At 64.0% G+C, this 22058-nt stretch carries 20 protein-coding genes and 1 pseudogene; 14 read left to right on the top strand and 7 right to left on the bottom strand.

Translation table 11 applies throughout. From position 1 onward, the window contains the following. Positions 1 to 25 precede the first annotated feature (25 nt). Entirely contained in the window at positions 26 to 721 is a 696-nt protein-coding gene (locus tag QZW03_RS15250) for a Crp/Fnr family transcriptional regulator (RefSeq protein ID WP_296510866.1), read from the bottom strand. Between the two features lie 99 nt (positions 722 to 820). On the opposite strand from QZW03_RS15250, the gene QZW03_RS15255 reads away from it, so the two are divergent. Genes QZW03_RS15255 through gstA form a run of 3 tightly spaced genes read left to right on the top strand, consistent with a single transcriptional unit; the run spans position 821 to position 3852 of the window. Beyond that, positions 821 to 1579: a class II aldolase/adducin family protein gene (locus QZW03_RS15255; protein ID WP_296510867.1), complete on the top strand. Its 759-nt coding sequence runs from the start codon at positions 821 to 823 to the stop codon at positions 1577 to 1579. 8 nt (positions 1580 to 1587) lie between these two features. Then, positions 1588 to 3225, top strand: coding sequence for a GMC family oxidoreductase N-terminal domain-containing protein (locus QZW03_RS15260; protein ID WP_296510868.1), 1638 nt, complete (start codon positions 1588 to 1590; stop codon positions 3223 to 3225). A gap of 18 nt (positions 3226 to 3243) precedes the next feature. Beyond that, entirely contained in the window at positions 3244 to 3852 is a 609-nt protein-coding gene (gstA, locus tag QZW03_RS15265; protein ID WP_296510869.1) for a glutathione transferase GstA, read from the top strand. Between the two features lie 84 nt (positions 3853 to 3936). Here the strand turns inward: gstA and QZW03_RS15270 are convergent, their stop codons facing one another. The 6 genes from QZW03_RS15270 to QZW03_RS15295 form a co-directional block, all read right to left on the bottom strand. Beyond that, positions 3937 to 5094 carry a YbfB/YjiJ family MFS transporter gene (locus QZW03_RS15270; protein WP_366481796.1) on the bottom strand — a complete coding sequence of 386 codons (1158 nt, stop codon included), beginning with the start codon at positions 5092 to 5094 and terminating at the stop codon, positions 3937 to 3939. A gap of 65 nt (positions 5095 to 5159) precedes the next feature. Next, positions 5160 to 6734, bottom strand: a complete 1575-nt coding sequence (locus tag QZW03_RS15275; RefSeq protein ID WP_296510870.1) for a methyl-accepting chemotaxis protein — start codon at positions 6732 to 6734, stop codon at positions 5160 to 5162. 164 nt (positions 6735 to 6898) lie between these two features. Next, positions 6899 to 7237, bottom strand: a complete 339-nt coding sequence (locus QZW03_RS15280; protein ID WP_296510871.1) for a YnfA family protein — start codon at positions 7235 to 7237, stop codon at positions 6899 to 6901. Between the two features lie 93 nt (positions 7238 to 7330). Beyond that, complete coding sequence (locus QZW03_RS15285) at positions 7331 to 9580, bottom strand: heavy metal translocating P-type ATPase (RefSeq protein WP_296510872.1); 2250 nt, start codon at positions 9578 to 9580, stop codon at positions 7331 to 7333. Positions 9581 to 9613: 33 nt separating this feature from the next. Further along, on the bottom strand, positions 9614 to 10069 hold the full coding sequence (locus tag QZW03_RS15290; RefSeq protein WP_296510873.1) for a GNAT family N-acetyltransferase: 456 nt from the start codon (positions 10067 to 10069) through the stop codon (positions 9614 to 9616). Between the two features lie 12 nt (positions 10070 to 10081). After that, on the bottom strand, positions 10082 to 11500 hold the full coding sequence (locus QZW03_RS15295; RefSeq protein WP_296510874.1) for a Fic family protein: 1419 nt from the start codon (positions 11498 to 11500) through the stop codon (positions 10082 to 10084). Positions 11501 to 11625: 125 nt separating this feature from the next. Here QZW03_RS15295 and QZW03_RS15300 point away from each other — a divergent pair, with 125 nt between their 5' ends. The 11 genes and pseudogenes from QZW03_RS15300 to QZW03_RS15350 all read left to right on the top strand — a co-directional run bounded on the left by QZW03_RS15300 (position 11626) and on the right by QZW03_RS15350 (position 22050). Beyond that, complete coding sequence (locus tag QZW03_RS15300) at positions 11626 to 11823, top strand: cation transporter (protein WP_296510875.1); 198 nt, start codon at positions 11626 to 11628, stop codon at positions 11821 to 11823. Beyond that, the gene (cueR, locus tag QZW03_RS15305; RefSeq protein ID WP_296510876.1) at positions 11807 to 12241 is read left to right on the top strand and encodes a Cu(I)-responsive transcriptional regulator; all 435 of its coding nucleotides are present in this window, start codon (positions 11807 to 11809) and stop codon (positions 12239 to 12241) included. Before QZW03_RS15300 ends, cueR begins: the two co-directional genes overlap by 17 nt. Before the next feature lie 74 nt (positions 12242 to 12315). Beyond that, on the top strand, positions 12316 to 13056 hold the full coding sequence (gene creB / locus QZW03_RS15310; RefSeq protein ID WP_296510877.1) for a two-component system response regulator CreB: 741 nt from the start codon (positions 12316 to 12318) through the stop codon (positions 13054 to 13056). A gap of 96 nt (positions 13057 to 13152) precedes the next feature. Next, a complete protein-coding gene (creC, locus tag QZW03_RS15315; RefSeq protein WP_296510878.1) occupies positions 13153 to 14619 on the top strand; it encodes a two-component system sensor histidine kinase CreC in 1467 nt (488 codons plus the stop codon). A 90-nt stretch (positions 14620 to 14709) separates the two neighbouring features. After that, on the top strand, positions 14710 to 15885 hold the full coding sequence (locus tag QZW03_RS15320) for an ATP-binding protein (protein ID WP_296510879.1): 1176 nt from the start codon (positions 14710 to 14712) through the stop codon (positions 15883 to 15885). Positions 15886 to 15906: 21 nt separating this feature from the next. Further along, positions 15907 to 16146 (top strand): annotated as a pseudogene (locus QZW03_RS15325) (ATP-binding protein); the annotation flags it as partial. 113 nt (positions 16147 to 16259) lie between these two features. Then, positions 16260 to 16955, top strand: coding sequence for a hypothetical protein (locus tag QZW03_RS15330; RefSeq protein ID WP_296510880.1), 696 nt, complete (start codon positions 16260 to 16262; stop codon positions 16953 to 16955). A gap of 292 nt (positions 16956 to 17247) precedes the next feature. Continuing rightward, entirely contained in the window at positions 17248 to 19332 is a 2085-nt protein-coding gene (locus QZW03_RS15335) for a VIT and VWA domain-containing protein (protein ID WP_296510881.1), read from the top strand. A gap of 2 nt (positions 19333 to 19334) precedes the next feature. After that, the gene (gene xrtQ / locus QZW03_RS15340; protein ID WP_296510882.1) at positions 19335 to 20180 is read left to right on the top strand and encodes an exosortase Q; all 846 of its coding nucleotides are present in this window, start codon (positions 19335 to 19337) and stop codon (positions 20178 to 20180) included. Then, a complete protein-coding gene (locus tag QZW03_RS15345; RefSeq protein WP_296510883.1) occupies positions 20177 to 20728 on the top strand; it encodes a hypothetical protein in 552 nt (183 codons plus the stop codon). Before xrtQ ends, QZW03_RS15345 begins: the two co-directional genes overlap by 4 nt. Before the next feature lie 26 nt (positions 20729 to 20754). Further along, the gene (locus QZW03_RS15350; protein WP_296510884.1) at positions 20755 to 22050 is read left to right on the top strand and encodes a biosynthetic peptidoglycan transglycosylase; all 1296 of its coding nucleotides are present in this window, start codon (positions 20755 to 20757) and stop codon (positions 22048 to 22050) included. Positions 22051 to 22058: the final 8 nt, after the last annotated feature.

The raw sequence follows: 22058 nt of genomic DNA on the forward strand, positions 1-22058 counted from the left end.
GCCCAACGGCGCGGGACCGAAGAACTCAGGCCAGCGCACCCTCGCGCTTCAAGGCGTCGGGCTCCACGATATCGATGCGGCCATAGCCCAGCGCCAACACGCCTTGGCGAACAAAGTACTTCAGCTCCTTGGCCAGGGTCTGGCGGGTCACCCCGAGCATCATGGCCAGCTCCTCGTGCGACACCTGCACGCCCAGCCGGGTGTGAACCGACATGCTCATGTCACCCCGGGCCAGAGAGATCAGGCGTCGGGCCACCCGCATCCGGATCGAGCGCAACATGGTGTCTTCCACCAGCCCGAAAAGACCCCGCACCCGCGCTGCCAGCAGGCGGCTGATGCCCTGCACAAACCCGATGCGCTGCATGAGCGCCTGAAAGTCCTGCGGCGCCACCACCAGCAACGTGCCGGCCTGCAGGGCCGTGACATCGTGGGGACGCTGCTGCCCGTCGAGCAGGGTGGTTTCGCCGAACCAGGTGCCGGCCTCCAGTACCGACAAAATGCCCTCCCGCCCATCCTCACCCGAGGCAGACACGCGAAACACACCCTCCAGCACGCCATAAAACCCGCCGCTGAGCTCGCCACGGCGGTACACCACCTCTCCCGCCTGCACCTTCTGGGCCGAGGCGACCGCCAGCAATGCCTTGCGCTCCGCCAGTGGCAGACCTGCAAACCAGGGGTTGCACGACATTCTTTTTAAAAACTCTGTTTTGGAGTGTGTCATCCATTCCCCTACGGTAAATACCCTGAATTGTTAATTTTTTAACAGTTTATCAACCTCGATGCCAGTACGCTGAGACCAGTTTTAACCATGGAGGCAGTTATGCCCGCAACATCCGTGCAATCACAGGTCAGCGAACAAGAGTGGCAACTCCGCCTGGACCTGGCCGCTTGCTACCGCCTTGTCGCGCACTACGGCTGGAGCGACCTGGTGTTCACCCACATCAGTGCGCGCATCCCCGGCCCCGAGCATCACTTTCTCATCAACCCCTACGGGCTGATGTTTGACGAGATCACTGCGAGCAGTCTCGTCAAAGTCGATCAGCATTGCAATAAGCTGAATGACTCACCCCACCCCGTCAACCCGGCCGGTTTTGTCATTCATAGCGCCATCCACGAAGCGCGGGAAGACGCGGGCTGCGTGCTGCACACCCACACCCGCGCCGGCGTGGCCGTGAGCGCGCAGCAGGCCGGCATATTGCCGCTGAGCCAGCAATCCACCTTCGTGCTGGCGTCGCTGGCGTACCACGACTACGAAGGCGTGGCTTTCCGTCCCGAAGAGAAGCCCCGTCTGCAAGCCGACCTCGGGCAGGCCAACTTCATGGTGCTGCGCAACCATGGCCTGCTGGTGGTGGGCAAAACCATTGCCGACGCCTTCTTGAGCATGTACACCTTCGAGGCCACCTGCCAGATCCAACTCGGTGCGCAGACCGGAGGCGGGGCGCTCACGCGTGTGGACCCCCGCATCGTGAGCGGTGTGGCCGAGGCCATGCGCGTCCAAACCGGCGGGCTGGGCGGCGCCTTTGTCTGGCCTGCGCTGATTCGCAAACTCCAACGCATAGACCCCAGCTACCAGGATTGAACCCTTCCATGACCCCTACTGAATTTGATTACATCGTCGTTGGCGGCGGCTCAGCCGGCTGCGTGCTGGCAGGCCGCCTGAGCGAAGACCCGGCCGTCACCGTCTGCCTGCTGGAAGCCGGCGGCCCCGACACCAGCGCTTTCATTCACGCGCCCCTGGGCTTCGCGGCCACCGCGCCCCTGGGCATCTTCAACTGGAACTACGAGAGCGTGCCCCAGCCCGGCCTGGGCGGGCGGCGCGGCTTCGCACCCCGCGGCAAAGTGCTCGGCGGCAGCAGCTCACTCAATGCCATGGTCTACACCCGTGGCAACGCGGCCGACTACGAGCGCTGGGCCGGCCAGGGCAACCCCGGCTGGAGCTACCAGGACGTGCTGCCCCTGTTCAAGCAATCAGAAAACAACCAATGTTTCGGCGCTACCGCATTGCGCGGTGTGGGCGGCCCCCTGAACGTGTGCTACTTGCGCAGCCCCAGCCCGCTAAACGAAGCGTTTTTGCAGGCCTGCGAAAGCCAGGGCCTGCCCCGCACGCCCGACTACAACGGCCTGCAACAGTGGGGCTGCGCGCCGGCCCAGGTCACGCAAAAAGACGGCGAACGCTGGAGCGCCGCCAAAGGCTATGTGACCCCCCACCGGCAGCGCCCCAACCTCACCGTCATCACCCAGGCCCACACCCACAAGGTCGTGCTCGACGGCACCCACGGCGACCCGCGCGCCACCGGCGTGCACTACGACCACCAAGGCCGCACGCACGAACTGCGCGCCCGCCGCGAGGTGCTGCTGAGTGCCGGTGCCTTCGGCTCACCCCAGTTGCTGATGCTCTCGGGCGTCGGCCCGGCCGAGCACCTGCGCCACCACGGCATTCCGGTGCGGCACCCACTGCCCGGCGTCGGGCAGAACCTGCAGGACCACGTCACCACCGTGCTCATTTACCGCACCCAGCACCAGCAGGAGACCCTGGGCTTTTCGCTCAAGGGTGCGCTCAACATGGTGAAGTCGGTGTTCGAGTGGCGCGCCAAGCGCACCGGCTGGATCACCACCAACGTGGCCGAATCCCAAGCCTTCATGAAAACTCGCCCCGATGTGGAAGTGCCCGACATTCAGCTCGCGTTTTGCACTGGCATCGTGGACGACCACACCCGCAAAGCCCACCTGGGCCACGGCTACACCCTGCACGTCACGCTGATGCGCCCCAAGAGCCGCGGCAGCGTCACGCTGCAAAGCACCAAGCCGACCGACGCCCCCCTGATCGACCCGGCCTACCTGCAAGACCCTGACGACCTCGACACCCTGGTGCGCGGCACCCAGATGGGCCTGGACATCATGGAGGCCGCCGCCCTGCAGCCCTACCGCGGCAAGATGCTCTACCCCGTAGAGCGCAACAACCGGGCCCAGATCGAACAGTTCCTGCGCGACCACTCCGACACCGAGTACCACCCCATAGGCACCTGCAAAATGGGACCGGCCAGCGACCCCATGGCTGTGGTGGACGCCGAGTTGCGGGTCCACGGTATTCGCGGGCTGCGGGTGGTGGACGCGTCCATCATGCCCGACCTGGTCACCGGCAACACCAACGCCCCCACCATCATGATTGCGGAAAAAGCCGTGCAGCACATCCGGGCCGACAAAGCCGCTAGCATGCAAGCCTGACCCAACCCGAGGACGTTTATGAAGCTGTACTACTCCCAAGGCGCCTGCTCGCTCTCCCCGCATATCGTGATGCACGAAGCCGGCCTGGCGTTTGAGGCCATTCCGGCCCCCACCAAGACCCACCAGTTGCCCGACGGCACCGACTTCTACACCATCAACCCGCTGGGCTATGTGCCCTACCTGACGCTGGACGACGGCCGCAGCCTGCACGAAGGCCCGGCCATCGTGCAGTACCTCGCCGACCTGGTGCCCGAGAAAAAGCTGGCCCCGGCCCACGGCACTTTTGAGCGCTACAAGCTGCAAGAGTGGCTCACTTTCATCGGCACCGAGCTGCACAAGGGCTTCAGCCCCTTGTTCAACCCCGCCGCGCCAGACGAAACCAAAGAGCAGGCCAAGCAAAACCTGGCCAAGCGCCTGGCGTGGGTAGACAGCGAACTCGCCGGCAAAGACTACCTGCTGGGCGAACAATTCACCGTGGCCGACGCCTACCTGTTCACCGTGACCAACTGGGCTCGCATCGTGAAGGTGGACTTGAGCAGCTTTGCCAACCTGCTGACCTACCGCACCCGCGTGGGCGAACGCCCCGGTGTGCAAGCCGCCATGCGCGCTGAAGGCTTGCTGAAGTAAAGCGCTGCAGCCCCATGCAAAAAGGGCCCGCGAGGGCCCTTTTTGCTATTGTTTTAGTAGCTAATTGCGCATACAAACAAAGGGCTACAAGGCTTTTTGACGTATAGCCAAGGCTGCCCCGAGCCACAGCGCCCCCGCCGAAAACACCAAGCCTCGTGCCAAGCCACCGGGGCCATCGGCAATCCAGCCGACCACGGTGGGGCCCACGATCTGGCCCGCAGCAAACACGGTCGTGAACGCGCTGATGCCCGCGGCCCAGGCCGTGGGCGGCAGGTTGTGCCGCACCAGCGCCGTGGTGGAGGCCACCACCGACAAAAACACCGCCCCGAACAACAAGCCGGAAGCCACCACCACCGGCCACCACGCGGTGAGCGCCGGCAGAATAATGGCCACCCCCAGCAGCGCATTGAGCGTAGCGAGTGGCCGGCCATCACGGTGCTTGTCGAGCAAACGCGCCCAGATGCGGCTGGACGCGATCACCGCTACCCCGAGCAGGGCATAAAACACGGTTACCGCGGTGGCCGATATGCCTTGCGCCCGCAACAAGGCCACCACAAAGGTCATGTAGCCGATGTAGCCCACGCCAAACAAGGTGTAGCCCGCCAGCCCGAAGCGGAAGTCCGACCAATGAAACTGTTGCGGTCCGCCGGCTGCCGCTTGCGCGGCCGGCAGCGCCCAGCGCGACATCACCCGCGCCGGCCACACCAGCACAGCGGTGCACACCGCACAGGCCAGCGCCATCGCCCACCACGACCACTGCCAACCATGCGGCTGCGCCGCAAAGCGCTCCAGCAACCACGGCACCAGCAAAGCACTCAGCACAATGCCCACGCCGGTCCCCCCGTAGTACATGCCCAGCAACAAGCCACTGTGCCGCGGGTACCTTGTGCCCAGCCGGGCCGCCAACAAGCCCCCGGCCACAAACACCAGCGCGCTGGCCACGCCGGCCAACAAGCGCTGCACCAGCAGGGTGTTCGCATCGGTAAAAAAGCCGCTCAAGGCCATGAAGACAGACGCCAGCAACGCACCACCCCACAGCAGATCGCCGGGCCCACGGCTGCGCAACAAGCGGGGGGTGAGCAGCGCGCCGATAAAGTAGCCCAGCGCGTTGGCCGTGTTCATGGCGCCGGCGAGGGTGTAGGTCCAGCCCAAGTCCGCGCGCATGGCCGGCAACAGCAGCCCGTAGGCGAAACGGGTGATGCCCAGTGACACCGCCGCACCCAGCGACAGTGCCAATGCCAGGCACCACGCCTGTGCGTCGATAGGGGGTTGCGCGGGCGCCTGGGGCGGCGCTTCGGGGCGCGCGCTCAGACTGCGCTGCCTTGCAGGCGGAACTGGCGCACCACCTGGGCCAAAGCATCGGCCTGCTCGCGCAGACCTTGGGCGGCGGCGGCGCTTTGCTCGACCAAGGCCGCGTTTTGTTGGGTGGCCTGGTCAATCAGGCCCACCGACTGGTTCACCTGCGCAATGCCGCTGGACTGCTCGGTGGAAGAGGATGAAATCTCGCCAATGATCTCGCCCACGCGCTGCACACCGTCCACCATCTCCTTCATGGCGGCACCGGCTTCTTCCACCAGCTTCACCCCGCCATCGACCGCGTGCACGCTGGTGCTGACCAGGCCTTTGATTTCTTGCGCGGCGGCGGCCGAGCGCTTGGCCAGCATGCGCACCTCAGAAGCCACCACGGCAAAGCCCCGCCCCTGCTCGCCGGCGCGGGCGGCCTCTACCGCCGCGTTCAGCGCCAGGATGTTGGTCTGGAAAGCAATGGAGTCAATCAGGCCGACGATGTCGTTGATCTTGCTGCTGCTGGCGGCAATCTCGTGCATGCTGCCCACCGCTTGCGTGACCACCTGGCCACCGCGGGCCGCCAGGGTAAAAGCCGAGTCGGACAACTGCCGCGCCGTCTGGGCCGCGTGGGCGGTTTGCTGCACGTTTTCGGTCAGCTCGGCCAAAGAGCCCACCGTGTCTTGCACGCTGCTGGCAGACTTTTCGGTGCGCTCCGACAGGTCCTGGTTGCCTGAGGCGATTTGTTGGCTGGCCGTGGCCACGCTCTCGCTGGCGTTGCGCACCTGGAAGACCAGTGCGCTCAATCCGTCTTGCATCGCTTTTTGTGCGTGCTGCAAATCCGCAACCTCGTCTTTGCCATGCACCTCGATGTGCTGTGACAAGTCACCCCCGGCAATGGCCTGAGCCAGCAAGCGAGCCCGCTCCAAGGGCTGGCAGATGGAGTTCATGTTGAGAATAGTGAGCGGCACCACCACCACGGTGGCCACCCCCAGCGCGGCAATAAAGAGCCACTGGATCACGTCACTGACCTTGTGCTGCTCGTTGACAGCGGCATTGGCCTCATCCTGCAACACGTCTTCGAGCGACTTCATGCCTTTCATGACCTTGTCGATTTGGGCAAGTGCCTTTTGGCTCATGCGGTTGGCAATGGTGGCCGATTCGTAACCGCTGGACTTGAGCTGCCCCGCCACCGGCTCAAACAACTTGACGTATTCCTTCAGGTCGGCCTGCATTTGGCGCACCACCGGGTTGTCGGTGTCTTCCACGCCTTCCAGAAAGTGGTTGGTAATGCCCTCCACTTCCACAAGCTGCGACTTCCAGCGCGTGTAGGCTTTTTCCACCTCTTCCGGCTTTTCGTACTGGATGATCATGTCCTTCTCTGCCTCGCGCACCTTGCTCATGGCTGCCTGCAGGCGGCCCAGGTGCTGCATCTCGGCGAAGGAGTTGTCGAGAAAAGCGTCGCTCTGGTCCTGGATCTTGCCCATGCCCCACAAACCGCCGCCGCCCAGCATGAACAGCAGCGCCAGCACCATTGCAATAGCGCCCAGCATGCGCAGCCGGATCGTGAATTGGCGCATCATGGTCATCATGGTCATGTCGTATTCCTCGGGTGGGCCGCAGCCAGTGTGCGGCCATTCTTTCAGAGTCTATGGGGGCTTACAAGTTGTAAACCAAGGCAAAACCCCTGTGTTGCCTGCCTTTTCAAACCAATACCCGCCCCGAGAATCGCACACGGCCAGCAAGCGCGTCTTGACTTGCGTCAGGCCTGCGCGCGAGGCGCCCACACCAACACGGCCATGCCCGCCAACGACAGGCCCGCACCCAGGTAATCCCAGCGGGTCGGGGCAATGCCGTCCATCCACCACAGCCACACCAGTGCCGTGGCCACGTACACCCCGCCATAGGCCGCATACACCCGGCCGCTGGCCGCGGGGTGTAGGGTGAGCAGCCACACAAACAAGGCCAGCGATGCCGCCGCAGGCAGCAGCACCCAGGCAGGCGCGCGCTGCTGCAGCCACAGCCACGGCAGATAGCAACCCACAATTTCAGCCACGGCGGTGAGCAGGTAGAGGCCGGTCGTCGTCAACAAGTGTTTCATGCGCACTCCAGAATGCTCACATTTTAGGAGCTGCTTGCGCAATCAACACGAGGGCTAGAGGCAGATTTGACTATAAATTGCCTCCGATGCAGCCTACTTGCCGCCCTCATCCGGCGTCCAGCGCTTGAGCAGCAGGGCATTGGTCATCACGCTCACCGAGCTCAGCGCCATGGCCGCACCCGCTACCACCGGGCTGAGAAAACCCAGCGCTGCCAGCGGAATGCCCGCCGCGTTGTAGGCAAAGGCCCAGAACAGGTTTTGCCGGATCTTGGCCACGGTGCGGCGGCTGATGTCAAGCGCCGCCGCCACCAAGAGCGGGTCGCCGCGCATGAGGGTGATGCCGGCCGCGTGCATGGCCACATCGGTGCCGCCGCCGTTGGGGTTGGCCATGGCCATGCCCACATCGGCAGCGGCCAGGGCGGGCGCGTCGTTCACGCCGTCCCCTACGAAGGCTATGCCCTCACGCTGGGCCGCCTTCAACGCCACCACCTTGGCGGCCTTGTCGCCGGGCAGCACCTCGGCCAGCACATCGCGGGCGTCCAGCCCGAGGCGCTTTGCCATGGCCAGCGCAGCGCCCCGGTTGTCACCGGAAATCATCACGGTCTGGATGCCGCGCGCCTTCAGGGTGGCCAGCGCCTGCGCGGCGCCGGGTTTGGGTTCGTCGGCAAACGCCAGCAGGGCCAGCAACACGGGCGCGGTGTCCTCCGCCGCCTGCTCGGCCATGGCCGACACCGTGGCACCTTCGGCTTGCAGCGCAGCCGCTTGGGCCGCGACCGGGGCCAGGTCCACGCCCAGCTCGGCCATCCAGCGCAGGCTGCCCAGCAGCAGGGTGCGCCCGGCCACTTGGCCTTGTGTGCCCCGGCCAGCCACGGCTTGCACGTCCGTAGGCGCCACCATGGCCAGGGCTTTGTCGTGGGCGGCCTGCACCACCGCGTGGGCCAGCGGGTGTTCGCTCCCGCTTTGCAAGGCAGCCGACAACGCCAGCGCGTCGGCCTCGGCCAAGTCCACGGGCACCAGTGCAGTCAGGCGCGGGCGGCCCACGGTGAGCGTGCCGGTCTTATCAAACGCAACCACCTTGACCGTGTGGGCCAGCTCCAGCGCCTGCGCGTCTTTGACCAAAATGCCGTGCTTGGCCGCCACCCCGGTGCCCGCCATGATGGCGGCCGGTGTGGCCAGGCCCAGCGCGCAGGGGCAGGCTATCACCAGCACGGCCACCGCATGAATCAGGGCCGTCTCAAAGCTGTGGCCTGTGAGGTACCAACCCAGCAGCGTGACCAGCGCAATCACCAGCACCACCGGCACAAACACCGCGCTCACCTGGTCCACCAGCCGCTGGATGGGCGCCTTGGCGGCCTGCGCGTCTTCCACCAGGCGGATGATGCTGGAGAGCACCGTGTCCACCCCCACCGCCCGCACCTGCAGCACCACGCGGCCCTCGCCATTAATGCTGCCGCCGGTGAGCTTGGCGCCCACGTCTTTGGCCACCGGCAGCGGCTCACCGGTCAGCATGGATTCGTCTACCTGCGTGCGGCCTTCGAGCAGCGTGCCGTCCACCGGAAAGCGCTCGCCGGGTCTGACCACAATCTTGTCGCCCACCAGCACCTCCGCCACAGGAACATCCACTTCGCCGTCGCGGCCCATCAGGTGCGCGGTGTCCGGCCGCAGGCTGTGCAGCGCGCGGATGGCCGAGGTGGTCTGCCGTTTGGCGCGGGCCTCCAGCCACTTGCCCAGCAGCACCAAGGTCACCACCACGGCGCTGCCCTCAAAGTACAGGTGCGGCTCCATGGCGGGCATGCCATGTGCGCTGTGGTCGGGGGCGGTCAGCCACAGCCAGACCGACAAAGCCCAGCCCGCCGTGGTGCCCAGCGCCACCAGCAAATCCATATTGCCGGTCAAAGCCTTAGCAGCGGCCCAGCCTGCTTTGTAAAACCGCGCGCCCAAGATGAACTGCACGGGCGTAGCCAACAAAAACTGCCACAGCGGGGGCAGCATCCAGTCCTTGCCAAACAGGTCCCCCACCATGGGCAGCACCAGCGGGGCCGACAGAGCTAGGCCAATACCCACCGGCATGAAGCCCGCCCAAGGCGATATGTCTTCGGCATCAATCGCCGAACTAGGCGCCAGCGGCTCATAGCCCGCGTCCCGCACCGCACGGCGCAGGCGGGCTTCCATACCCGCATCGTGCACCGCTATGCGCGCGGACTCGGTGGCCAGGTTCACCGTGGCGTTGTCCACGCCGGGTACTTTCTTCAGGGCTTTTTCCACACGCATCACACACGATGCGCAGGTCATGCCGCCAATGCCGATATCGATGGTGGAGATAGTGGTGTTTTCAGTGCTCATGGCGCAAGCTTAGGCCTTACCATGGTGGGAAGGTCAAGCGGCCACCCAACGCATGGGCACAAACGCAATGCCTTTGGTCTCCACCCGCGGCCCGGTGGCAACGAACCCGAAGCGCTCGTACACCGGCTGCGCATAAGGCGTGGAGTTGACGGTGAAGTAACCGGGGCTCGCCTCACCCACCGCTGCACGGGCATGGCCCCACAACTGGCGGCTCAACCCACGGCGCTGGAATGACTCGTCCACAAACAAGTGATAGACGTGGCTACCGTCGCGCACCGCCACCACGCCAGCCAGCGCGCCGTTATCGACCGCCTTGAAATACGCGAAACGTGGATCGACCAGGTAGCTGGCGACTGCCTCAGGCGAGATCGTCTTGAGGAAGTCTTCCGCGCCTAGGCCATCGGGTTGCAAAGTAAAGAATCTGGCCACGCTACCAATCAGGCGGCTGATGGCTGAAGCGTCTTCGATCATGGCCCTTGAAATTCTCATATTGCTACAACTTTATGGTTTGGTGAGCAATGTATGGGCACTCCACCCCTCCACCTCCAGCGACCTCAACCCAAAGCGCACCGCCTTCCCCGGGTGCAATGATTTGAGCTCGGCCAGCACCAGCGCAACGAAGGCTGCCTGATCCGCTTGCGCCACTTCTGAGGGCACACGCGCACGCACCAAGACCTCAGCCGCTGGCTCCATGGCTTGCACCATGGCAGCTACCACCGCCCCCAACTCACGCCGGTAGCGCATGCGAAACATGTCCGGCTTGCCGATGTTTTGCTGCACCGCCACGTACTGCTGGCACGAGCGCACATAGGCCCACACAAACACATCGCGCAACAGCTCCACTTGGTTGAGTTCGTACACGCCCAGCATGGCGTCCACATAGGCTTGCTGGGGCACATCGATGAACGACAGCGGGCACAGGTTGTGCCGGATGAAAGGAATGTTGGCCGCCAAGCGCGAGACGCGTTTGTTCACATCTTCAAACGGCTGCAGATACGGCAGGTGCACCATCAAAAAGAAGGCTTGCTCGAACGGGTCGGCAATCTCGGCGGCGATTTCCAGCACAAAGCCAAAAATATCGTGAATGCCTTGCGGTGACGCCAAAGGCAAAAACACGCTCCCCCCGATGCCGACCGCCCTTTCCCGCAAACGACCTTCTGCCATGGGGTCGGCCATCAATCCATTCGACAAAAAAGCGTGCAGTGCAATCACCGTGTCGGGCGTCAGGCTGGCGCGCTCGGGGTCGTGCACCAAATATTCGATAGCCTCTTTGTGGTTCAGGATCATCTGGGTTTCGACCGCATCTTTGCCCTCTGCCACTTGGCCTTGGGCAATCAGGCGCTCAGTGTCCAAGCGGCTGTAGGTGTTGCCTTCCAGCCGCGACGAGGCCCACGACAGGTCGATCAACAACCGGTTCAAGATGTCACGTGCAAAGGTGCCTGCCGGCGTTTGCGCGGCGGGCGACTGGCCCAAGGTGTGCAACTGGGCGCGCAACTCGGGCGGCAGGTAGGCCGTGACGTTGGGTACGTAGGCCTCCAGAAACGCCGGCTGGTAGCCCACCGGTTTGCGCAGGTGGCGCGGCTGCCGCACATAGGCTTTGATGGCCTCGCCCTCCGGCGAGGTGGGCACATAGGGGTCGGTGGGGTAGTCGGCGCCGGGCTCTTGGACCGACAAGTGCGCAAATGGCGCGACCGATGCGCGAACCGGCGGGTTGGCAGGCGCCAGGTACCGAGCACCCCGGCCTTTGCCTTCCAAAACCACACGCCGCTCTCGCACCAGAGTAGCCATATTCCGCTGGAGGGTGCGCCTGGGCACAGCCGCAAAGGTGCCACACAGCGCGTCCATGCCCAAGCCGTCGGGGCTTTGGGCAATCAGCTGGATCACATCGGCAGCAGTGAAGGCGGGAGTTGGCGTATTCATTGGCGCATTTATTCTTAATTGCGCCATTATTGCGCCAACTATGGTGGCGCGCAAATCCAAGCTGCGCTTGACCCTCCCACTATGGCAAGGTTCAAAATACTCTCATCTAACCACTAGGAGCCTTTATGAACCAAGTTTTCTCCGTCACCGGCATGACCTGCGGCCACTGCGAGAAGGCGGTGACCCGCGCTATCCAAGAAGCCGACCCGCAAGCCCAAGTGAAGATCGACCGCAGCGCTAACCTGGTAGAGGTCGAGTCCACCCAAGCCCGCGAAACGCTGGCCCACGCCATTGCCGAAGAAGGCTATGCCGTCGCAGCCTAAGCCTGCCGAGGTGTCCAGCCAGCCCGTCAACATTGGCGAGGCAGCACGGCAAAGCGGCGTGTCCGCCAAGATGCTGCGGCACTATGAGTCGCTGGGCCTGCTGGGCACGGTCACGCGCACCGACAGTGGCTACCGGCTCTACAGCGCGGCCGATGTGCACACGCTGCGCTTCATCAAACGCTGCCGCGACCTCGGCTTCTCGATGGCCGAGATTGGCGAGCTGGTGGGCCTGTGGCAAAACCGGCAGCGCACCAGCAGCCAGGTCAAGCAGATCGCCCAGCAACACCTGGACGAGTTGAGCCAGCGCATTCAGGCGCTGCAAAGCATGCAGCGCACATTGCACGGGCTGCTAGGCTGCTGCCATGGTGACGAGCGGCCGGACTGCCCCATCCTCGACGACCTGGCCGGGGCCGCCTGACCGCTACGTAATTGATAGCTGCTTGCGCATGATCCACGGGGGCTAGAGGTCATTTTTACGTCACAATGCGCCCCATGGCCCTGAAACCGCGCATCCTCCTTGTTGAAGACGAATCCGGCATTGCCGACACGCTGCAGTACGTGCTGTCCACCGACGGCTTCGCGCCCGTGTGGTGCAGCACCGCCGAAGAAGCCATCCGCCAGTTCCAGACGGAGCCACCCGCGCTGGCCGTGCTGGACGTGGGTCTGCCAGACATGAATGGCTTTGAACTGTTCCGCCGCCTGCAGGCCCTGCCCGGTGGCAACCAGGTGCCGATGCTGTTCTTGACCGCGCGCAGCGACGAGATCGACCGCGTGGTGGGCCTGGAGCTGGGCGCCGACGACTACATTGCCAAACCCTTTTCCCCGCGCGAGCTGGTGGCGCGCGTGCGCACCATTCTGCGCCGCAGTGCGCGGCCCGTGGTGCCCGCCGCAGCGCCTGCGCCGGTAGCAACGCCGGCCAGCGCAGCCCCGGTGTTTGCGCTGGACGAAGAGCGCCACCAGATCCGCTTCTACGGCCGCGCGCTGGAACTGTCGCGCTACGAGTACGGCGTGCTGCGCCTGCTGGTGCAAAAGCCCGGCCGCGTGTTCACCCGCGACGAGCTGCTGCTGCAGGTCTGGGGTGGCGACAACGACAGCTTTGACCGCACGGTGGACGCCCACATCAAAACCCTGCGCGCCAAGCTCAAGACCGTGGCCCCCACGCTGGAACCCATTCGCACCCTGCGCGGCACGGGCTACGCGCTGAACGAAGAACTGCCGGCCACTCCAGCATGACCGGTAGCACAGTGCAAGTCCGCGCCGGGCCGCCCCAAGCGGACTTAGCCCCCTGGGGGGGCAGCGACCCGCGCAGCGGCGGAGCGTGGGGGCAACATGTCTAAACGCAGCCGCATCTTCATCGCGCTGCTGCTCATCTATGCGGTGGGCATGGCCGCGGTGCTGTACCGCGTGGTCTCCGACCTGGACCCGCGCTACCGCGAGTCGGCCGAAGAGTCGCTGGTAGAAACCTCGCAAATTCTCGCCGCGTTAGTGGAGCAAGACGTGCGCGATGGCGCCATCGACACCGCCCGGCTGGACGCGCTTTTCAAATCGGCCTACGCCCGCGAATTCGATGTGCAAATCTTCAGCGTCACCAAAATCCGGGTGGAGCTGCGCGCCTATGTGACCGACCGCCACGGCACCGTGGTGTTCGACTCTACCGGCCTCACCACGGGGCAAGACTTCTCGCAGTGGCGCGACGTGCGTCTGGCGCTCAAGGGCGAATACGGCGCCCGCACCACGCTGGACCTGCCCGGCGACCCCAACTCCGCCGTCATGTACGTGGCAGCGCCCGTGCACTGGGTCAACACGGCGCAGGGCGCGGGCAGCGGCGAGATCGTGGGCACGCTCACCGTGGGCAAGCCGGTGCAGAGCTTCGGCCAGTTTGTGGTGGCCGCACGCAGCCGCACGCTGTATGCGGGCGTGCTCTCGGTGCTGGCCGTGCTGGTGCTGGGCGTCACCGTGTCGGTCTGGCTGGTGCGGCCCTTTGGCCTCATCACCGACTACGCGCGTTATGTGAAAGCCCAGCCCGGCTTCTACCCCGGCCGCCTGCTGCGCCGCGCCTGGGACTTGCTGCGCGCCGCCTTTGATGAAATGCGCGACGCGCTGGCCGGGCGCAACTACGTGGCCGACTATGTGCAAACCCTCACGCACGAGGTGAAGAGCCCCCTGTCCGCCATCCGCGGCGCGGCCGAGCTGCTGCAAGAGCCCATGGACGAAGCGCAGCGCCAGCGCTTCCTCACCAACATCCAGCGCGAGACCCAGCGCATCCAGGAGATGGTGGACCGCATGATGGAGCTCACCGCACTGGAAACCCGCCGCGTGCTCGACACCGTGGAGCCCGTGGCCCTGCTGCCCCTGCTGGAGGAGCTGGCCCATGCCTCCCAGGGCGTGGCCGCGCAGCGCGGCATCCACATCAGCGTGCAGGCACAGAGCGATGCCACGGTCGAGGCCGACCCCTTTTTGCTGCGCCGCGCCGTGAGCAACCTGCTGGACAACGCACAGGACTTCTCCCCCGAAGGCGGCCAGATCGAACTCGGCCTGAGCGTGCAAGGCCGCTGGGCCCAGATGAGCGTGCGCGACCAAGGCCCCGGCATCCCCGGCTATGCGCAGGACAAGGTGTTTGAGAAGTTCTATTCACTGGCGCGCCCGCACTCCAAGAAGAAGAGCACGGGGCTGGGGTTGAGTTTTGTGAAGGAGATTGCTTCGCTGCATCGGGGGCGGGTGGAGCTGGGGAATCGGGAAGAGAAAGAAGGCTCGGGGGCTTGCGCAGTGTTGTGGTTGCCGCGTACCCCGGTCTGATGCTGGACTTCAAGCTCGGCATGCGGAGTCCTTGTTTCTGCAAATCCGCATATATTTCGCGGATTTGCAGAAAATCATTATGATCCGCACATGATCACCCGCAACATCACGCCCATACTCCAGCGGCTGGCAAGCCAGTATCCGGTGATTACCTTGACCGGCCCCCGGCAAAGTGGAAAAACCACCTTGGCAAAAGCCCTGTTTCCCGACAAGCCCTACGTCAGCCTGGAAGACCCTGACATACGGCGTTTTGCCATGGATGATCCGCGTGGCTTCCTGGCGAACTACCCGCAAGGCGCCATTCTGGACGAGGTACAACGCGCACCCGATCTGCCCTCCTATCTCCAGGGCATGGTGGATGCCGATGCCCGACCGGGCAGATTCATCCTGACGGGCAGCCAGCAATTCGAGCTCATGACACAGGTCACCCAGTCTCTGGCCGGACGCACAGCGGTGTTGCGCCTTTTGCCATTCACTCTGGCCGAGACGCAACGCCTGCGGGGGAAAGGCCCTCATCCTGACCTGCCGCAGACCCTGCTCAACGGGTTTTACCCACGCATCCATGATCGGCGGCTCGACCCCAGCCAGGCACTCGCCGACTATTTCGCAACTTACGTTGAGCGCGACCTGCGCCAACTCGCTGCGGTGCACGATTTGCAGCGCTTCGAACGCTTTGTGCGGCTGTGCGCTGGGCGAACCGGCCAACTGCTCAACCTGGACAGTCTGGGAAACGACGCTGGTGTGTCGCATGCCACTGCCAGGGCCTGGATCGACCTGCTGCAAACCAGCTATATCGTGCACCTACTGCCACCCTGGTTTACCAACTCAGGCAAGCGCCTCATCAAGTCGCCCAAGCTGTATTTTTATGATGTGGGCCTGGCCTGCTGGCTGCTGGGCCTGCGCACACCGGAGCAAGTCTCACGCGACCCGCTGTGGGGCAGCTTGTTTGAAAACTTCGTCATCATGGAAGCGCTCAAAGACCGGTTGAATGCAGGCGAAAGCCCTGAGATGTATTTCTACCGTGACTCCGATGGCAATGAGGTGGATTTGTTGCTGCCTACAGGTGGCAAACTGCACGCCATCGAAATCAAGGCCGGCGCCACGGTCAACCCGGACTACTTTAAGGGCCTGAAGACCTTTGCCGCCCACAACCCCCAAGCGGTGGCCGGTGGAGGTGTGGTTTATGGTGGTACGCAAAGCCAAAGCCGCAGCGACTGGCATGTGCACTCCTGGCAGGATTTGCAGAATGACTCGCCCATCCATTAGTACAGACACTTCCAAGATAGAGCTCAGATCAGCGTGCACGACCAGGGCCCCGGCATCCCCGGCTACGCGCAAGACAAGGTGTTTGAGAAGTTCTATTCATTGGTGCGCCCGCACTCGAAGAAGAAAAGCACGGGGTTAGGCCTAAGCTTTGTGAAAGAGATTGCTTCAATGCACCGGGGGAAGGTGGAGCTGGGAAATCGGGCGGAGAAGGAAGGCTCGGGGGCTAGTGCGGTGTTGTGGTTGCCACGAGCCATAAGTTAGGCAACCCAACCGCTCTAGGAAGGCTGTTTGAATAGCTGGAATGGTCGATGCGCGCATCCATCTGAAGTGCGCATTTAGGTTCCCTGTACAAGAAAACATGAAAGGACATGCCGATGAACAAACCTAATCTATTGGTATTGATCACCATTCTTTGGAGTCTGCTATCTCCAGCATTAGCCGGGGATACCCTCAAAGTGGGCCGTCCGAGTGGCCCTGAGGGTAAGGTCAGCTACACCTTGACCCAATATGCAATCGAGAACAGTGCAGAAGGGAAAACATTGGTTTTCGGTAAGGAGTCCATGGAAATCACACTCCCGCGTGCCGCAAGCCACCTCACAGTCGAACAGGTAGATTGCTGGGGAGATGTCGCGCAAGATGAGGTAGCGACTGACAACTGCTCAGGCTTTGTGAAGACCAAAGGGAACCTTCGCATCAGAGCTAAAGTGCGCTATGGCTGGTTTGATGGTTTTCAGTCCTACGACAACAGGCTCCCAATTCTTGAACTATTCATCCACAAGGACAGCGAAAAAAACTTGCCGCGCAACACCAATTGGACGCCGGGGGGCATCCACGAGTTCACGGTAACCAACGAAACCCAAGTGTTGAAACAACTGTTTGCCCCTCAACAATTGAAGCTGGTCAGAAGCAAGAAAAAACTATTCATTGAAGTGGATTCAGACCTGCTCCTTAGCGACATCAATTTTGGGGATGAGTGTGGCATTCGATACTTCGCCAAGGTGATCACTGCGAAACCATGGGTGGATGCCCAAGTGGTCGCAAAATCCAAGGGCTGGGACGGACATTGCTAGAAAAAGCAACCTATCCATAGCCTCCCACGATATGCGGACAGCTGAAACAACTTGCCAAGTGTTTAGGTGGAAGACCTCAGTCCAAGGCCGTCCCAACTTGCGTCCCAAGAAGTAGCTATTAGCTCAATAGCTCACAAAAGGTCCCGTGCGGCCCTAAAGCCAATAGCTCGCTTTCACCCCGTTTTCACACAAACTTCACATAGCCCCCTAGCCACTTCAAAGTAGCTTCTCCCTCCGGCGGGATGCTCTCTTCACCGTGCAATGTCGCACGATGAACCGCAAGAGATGCACCATGGCTATCGCCGTTTTGTCAGAACCCGCACAGCCCACCCGCCTGTCCCGCTGGCTGTGGCTGGCTACCACCACCCTGTCCACCGTGTGTTTTGTGGCGCTGGTCAGCCACCCTGTGCATGCGCAAGACGCTGACAACCCACGCCTCAAAACCGAGAGCCCCTACTTCTTTGTCAAAAGCGACAACCCTGGCGTGGACCAGTTGCCGCTCAAATCCACGCAAGTCAACGTAAAGGTCAGCGGCGTGATTGCCGACGTGACCGTGGTGCAAACCTACAAGAACGAAGGCCAGCGCGCCATTGAGGCCAAGTACGTGTTCCCCGGCTCCACCCGCGCCGCCGTGCACGGCATGAACGTGCGCCTGGCGGACCGCCTGATCACCGCCAAGATCCGCGAGAAGCAGCAGGCCAAGAACGAGTACGACGCCGCGAAGGCCGAGGGCAAAACCGCCGCCCTGCTGGAGCAGCACCTGCCCAATGTGTTCCAGATGAATGTGGCCAACATCATGCCCGGCGACGACGTGAAGGTGGAGCTGCGCTACACAGAGCTGCTGCTGCCCACCGATGGCAAGTACCAGTTCGTCTTCCCCACCGTGGTGGGCCCGCGCTACAACAGCCCGCAAAGTTCTCAAGCCAACGCCACCTGGGTGGCCCAGCCTTATCTGCCCCAGGGCCAGCAAACGCCCACCAGCGCTGCAGCGCCTGCGTTTGACATCCACGTTACCTTGAACACGCCCATTGGCGTGAAGGAAGTGCGCTCCAACTCGCACACCATCAACAGCTACACCGAGCAAAGCGGCGCCACCGTAGTGGGCCTGAACCCCACCGCCGAGCCCACCAACAACCGCGACTTCATCTTGGACTACCGCCTGGCCGGCGACAAGATTGAAAGCGGCGTGATGCTCTACAAGGGCAAGGACGAAAACTTCTTCCTCGCCATGGTGGAGCCACCCAAGGCCCCCGCGGCCACCGCCATCACCCCGCGCGAATACATCTTTGTGGTGGACATCTCGGGCTCGATGCACGGCTTTCCGCTGGACACGGCCAAAGGCGTGCTGCGCGAACTGATTGGCGGCCTGCGCCCCAGTGACACCTTCAACGTATTGCTGTTCTCGGGCAGCAACAACTTTCTGAGCCCGCAATCAGTGCCGGCCACGAAGGCCAACATCGACCAGGCCATCCGCACCATCGACAAACAGGGCGGCGGTGGCAGCACCGAGCTGATCCCCGCGCTCAAGCGCGTGTATGCCCAACCCAAAACCGCCGATGTGTCACGCACCGTGGTGGTGGTCACCGACGGCTATGTGACCGTGGAGCGCGAAGCCTTTGAGCTGGTGCGCAACAACCTGTCGAGTGCCAACGTGTTTTCGTTTGGCATCGGCTCCAGCGTGAACCGCCACCTTATGGAAGGCCTGGCCCGTGCGGGCATGGGCGAACCCTTCATCATCACAAAACCCGCCGAGGCCGCCGAACAAGCCGCCCGCTTTCGCAAAATGATCGACTCCCCCGTGCTCACCAATGTGAAGGTTCGTTTTGAAGGCCTGGACGTGTACGACGTGGAGCCCCGCCAGCTGCCCGACCTGCTGGCGCAGCGCCCCCTCATCGTGTTTGGCAAATGGCGTGGTGAAGCCAAGGGCACGCTGGTCGTGGATGGCAACTCTGCCAACGGCCCCCTGCATTTCAGCCAACCCATCAGCGCGGGCAATGGCACCGACACGGCGGCCCTGCGCCACCTGTGGGCCCGCCACCGCATCGCCGCACTCAGCGACCAGGAAGCCCTGGAAGGTGGCAGCGACGCTCGCCAGGCCATCACCGACCTGGGCCTGAAGTACAGCCTGCTCACGCAATACACCAGCTTCCTGGCCGTGGACCAGGTGGTGCGCAACAAGGCACCGGCCGACAGCACCAGCGTGAACCAGCCCTCGCCCCTGCCGCAGGGTGTGGAGAACAGTGCCTTGGGTGCTGAAGTGCCCAGCACGCCTGAGCCTGCTACCTGGGGCGCCATGTTGGTGACGCTGTCGGTGCTGGCCATGCTGGCGCACCGCCGCCGCCGCGCCGCCCTGCGCGCCCACCACTACACGAGCTGAACATGAGCCGCCTTTTGCAGATGCCCCGCTTCGTGCGCTTTGGCATCGCCATCGACACCACCCCCGAGTGGCGCTGGCTGGCCCTGCTGGCCTTGGCGCTGTGGCCCACCTGGTGGTGGATGGGCCAGCGCATGGCCGATGGCTCGGACGACCCGCTGGGACTGCTGGCCCTGGCGGCCCTGGGCGGGCTGCTGTGGCAACACCGCCTGCACTTGCGCGCGGCGCCGCGCCTGGGCTTTCAGGCTGCCGCACTGGCGGGTGCCGTGCTCACCACGGCCTTGCACCAGCAGCTGCCGGACTTGGTGGTGGCGCTCATCGGCCTGCTGTCTATCGCGGCTGGGCTCATCGCCTTTCTGCCGGCACGCGTCGCCACGGCACCGGTGCTGGGCCTGTCAGTGTTGTCACTGCCACTGCTCGCCTCGCTGCAGTTTTATGCGGGTTTTCCGCTGCGCGTGGTGACGGCGGAAGCCAGCCGCTGGCTGCTGTCCCTAGTCCACACGGTAGAGCGCACGGGCAGCAGCTTGGTCGTCAACGGACAACTCGTCATCGTGGACGCACCCTGCTCGGGCGTGCAGATGGCATGGTTGGGTTATTTCACGGCCTGTGTGGTGGCGTTGGCTGCCAGGCAAAGCAACCCAAGCTTTCTGCTGCGCCTGCCCCTGGTGGGCGTGCTGGTGCTGCTGGGCAATGTGCTGCGCAACACGGTGCTGGTGGCGACCCAAGCGGGGGGCGCGCCGCTGCCCGGCTGGGGCCATGACGCCGTGGGCCTGCTGGTGCTGGCAGCGGTGTGTGGCGGCATTGCCTGGGCTATGGGCCGCACGGGCACTTTAGGGCGGACGGCATCATGAGCTTTCTGGCCAATCGGTTTTTGAACCGCGTGTTGCACAAGACACTGTGGACACTCGTGCTGCCTCTGTGCGCGCTGTGGGGCATGGCCCAAGCACTGACGGGGCACGTTGCCATGCGCGACCCCGACACACCGCATGTGGAGTTGCCCACCGAATGGCAAGGCGCGCCGCTACGGCCGCTGGCGCTGAGCGAGGTGGAGCTGCGCTTTGCCCGCCACTTCCCCGGCACGCTGGCGCGCCTGACCGATGGTCGGCAGGTGCTGGTGCTGCGCACCGTGACCCAGCCCACGCGCATGCTGCACCCCGCCACCGATTGCTACCGCGGCCTGGGCTACCGCATCCGCAACGAGCAGCTGGAAGAGCACGCCGACACCACCCGCTGGCGCTGCTTCATTGCAGAGCGGACTGGCCGCGCGGTGCGCGTGTGTGAACGCATTGAAGACGCGCAAGGGCAGGGCTTTACCGATACCTCGGCCTGGTACTGGGCCTCGGTAGCCGGCCAGTCCACCGGCCCGTGGAAGGCCATCACCGTGGCCACGCCGCTGTAAGTGTGTTGTTTGGAAGGAATGATGCTGTGCGCAAATGGGTATGGGCTGCGGCCCGTATGCTTGTCTTTACTGCGGTGCTGGCCATGCTGGGGCTGAGCGCCTTGCTGTTTACGGCGCGGGCCATCGTGCGCCCGGCGCCGGGCGACTGGGCCACCACGCTGCGGGTCGGCCCGCTGAGCCTGGACGTCGGTGTCGCGGCCCTCGTCCAGTGGGGCAGCACGCCTTGGATTGCCAAGCAACTGCATGGCCACACCCTGCCCACCCGCCTCGGCAATGTGCACTTGGCGTGGGACGAAACTACCCAGCAACTCAGCCTGCACTGCCAACCCTGTACGCTGCGCAGCAGCAGCTGGGGCGGTGAGCCGATCCACCTGCACGGCGCGCGCATGACCGTGCGCCGCAACGCCACCGAGCTGCGCGGCACGCTGCAGAGCGGCACGGTGGCCGCCACCTGGCATGGCACGCTGCGCTCCTCTGGCATCACACTGCACATCGATGTGCCCAGCACCCCGGTGGCCGACGGCTACGCCCTGTTCGCCAACGCTATCCCCGAGGTCGCCAGCGCGCAGATCGGCGGCACGTTTTCCCTTAAGGCCACGCTGGAACTGCCCGGCAAGGCGCTGACCGTGCAGCCGCGTATCAGCGGCATGGCCGTGCAGGGCCTGGGCACCGAGGCCTGGGCGCAAGCGCAAAGCCAGTGCAACCAAGGGCTGCCCGCGGCCATGGCACGCACCTCCCTGCGGGCCGACAGCCTGCTGGCGCGCGCCGTGCTGGCGGCGGAAGACCAGCGCTTTTATGAACACCCCGGCTACGACCTCGTGGAAATGGGCAAGGCCCTGCACAGCAACCAGGCCGAAGATGCCATGCTACGCGGTGCCAGCACCCTGTCGCAGCAAGTGGCCAAGCTGCTGGTCACAGGCGGCGCGCGTTCACCGGTGCGCAAGCTGCGCGAGCTGCTCTACGCGGTGGAGATGGAGCAAACCCTGGGCAAGGCGCGCATCCTGCGCCTCTACCTGGACCACGCACCCTGGGGTGCCACCGTGTGCGGCGCCCAGGCCGCGGCCCACACCTACTTTGGCAAACGCGCAGACCAGCTCACCACCGCCCAAGCCATCTGGCTGGCCGCCATGCTGCACAACCCGGCCTTGGAGGCCCAGCGCTGGAAGGCGCGCGGCAGCATCAACCTGGAACGTGCCCAGTGGGTGGCTGCGGGCCTGCGGCCTTTGCCCAAGCGGGAGCGGGCCCAGTTGCGGGCCGACCTGGCAGCCATGGGCCCGGCAGACCCGACCGGCGCACGCACCCAAGCACTATCAAAACAATAGCTGCTTGC

Source organism: Rhodoferax sp. (genome assembly GCF_013297935.1).
Classification (GTDB): Bacteria; Pseudomonadota; Gammaproteobacteria; order Burkholderiales; family Burkholderiaceae_C; genus Allorhodoferax.

Excerpts from the sequence above, each read along its gene's own strand:
- QZW03_RS15295 (WP_296510874.1), bottom strand. The coding sequence starts at position 11,500 with ATGAATACGCCAACTCCCGCCTTCACTGCTGCCGATGTGATCCAGCTG.
- QZW03_RS15300 (WP_296510875.1), top strand. The coding sequence starts at position 11,626 with ATGAACCAAGTTTTCTCCGTCACCGGCATGACCTGCGGCCACTGCGAG.
- QZW03_RS15260 (WP_296510868.1), top strand. The coding sequence starts at position 1,588 with ATGACCCCTACTGAATTTGATTACATCGTCGTTGGCGGCGGCTCAGCC.
- gstA (WP_296510869.1), top strand. The coding sequence starts at position 3,244 with ATGAAGCTGTACTACTCCCAAGGCGCCTGCTCGCTCTCCCCGCATATC.
- QZW03_RS15250 (WP_296510866.1), bottom strand. The coding sequence starts at position 721 with ATGACACACTCCAAAACAGAGTTTTTAAAAAGAATGTCGTGCAACCCC.
- creC (WP_296510878.1), top strand. The coding sequence starts at position 13,153 with ATGTCTAAACGCAGCCGCATCTTCATCGCGCTGCTGCTCATCTATGCG.
- QZW03_RS15335 (WP_296510881.1), top strand. The coding sequence starts at position 17,248 with ATGGCTATCGCCGTTTTGTCAGAACCCGCACAGCCCACCCGCCTGTCC.
- QZW03_RS15285 (WP_296510872.1), bottom strand. The coding sequence starts at position 9,580 with ATGAGCACTGAAAACACCACTATCTCCACCATCGATATCGGCATTGGC.
- xrtQ (WP_296510882.1), top strand. The coding sequence starts at position 19,335 with ATGAGCCGCCTTTTGCAGATGCCCCGCTTCGTGCGCTTTGGCATCGCC.
- QZW03_RS15290 (WP_296510873.1), bottom strand. The coding sequence starts at position 10,069 with ATGAGAATTTCAAGGGCCATGATCGAAGACGCTTCAGCCATCAGCCGC.
- QZW03_RS15280 (WP_296510871.1), bottom strand. The coding sequence starts at position 7,237 with ATGAAACACTTGTTGACGACGACCGGCCTCTACCTGCTCACCGCCGTG.
- QZW03_RS15255 (WP_296510867.1), top strand. The coding sequence starts at position 821 with ATGCCCGCAACATCCGTGCAATCACAGGTCAGCGAACAAGAGTGGCAA.
- QZW03_RS15345 (WP_296510883.1), top strand. The coding sequence starts at position 20,177 with ATGAGCTTTCTGGCCAATCGGTTTTTGAACCGCGTGTTGCACAAGACA.
- QZW03_RS15330 (WP_296510880.1), top strand. The coding sequence starts at position 16,260 with ATGAACAAACCTAATCTATTGGTATTGATCACCATTCTTTGGAGTCTG.
- creB (WP_296510877.1), top strand. The coding sequence starts at position 12,316 with ATGGCCCTGAAACCGCGCATCCTCCTTGTTGAAGACGAATCCGGCATT.
- QZW03_RS15275 (WP_296510870.1), bottom strand. The coding sequence starts at position 6,734 with ATGACCATGATGACCATGATGCGCCAATTCACGATCCGGCTGCGCATG.
- cueR (WP_296510876.1), top strand. The coding sequence starts at position 11,807 with ATGCCGTCGCAGCCTAAGCCTGCCGAGGTGTCCAGCCAGCCCGTCAAC.
- QZW03_RS15320 (WP_296510879.1), top strand. The coding sequence starts at position 14,710 with ATGATCACCCGCAACATCACGCCCATACTCCAGCGGCTGGCAAGCCAG.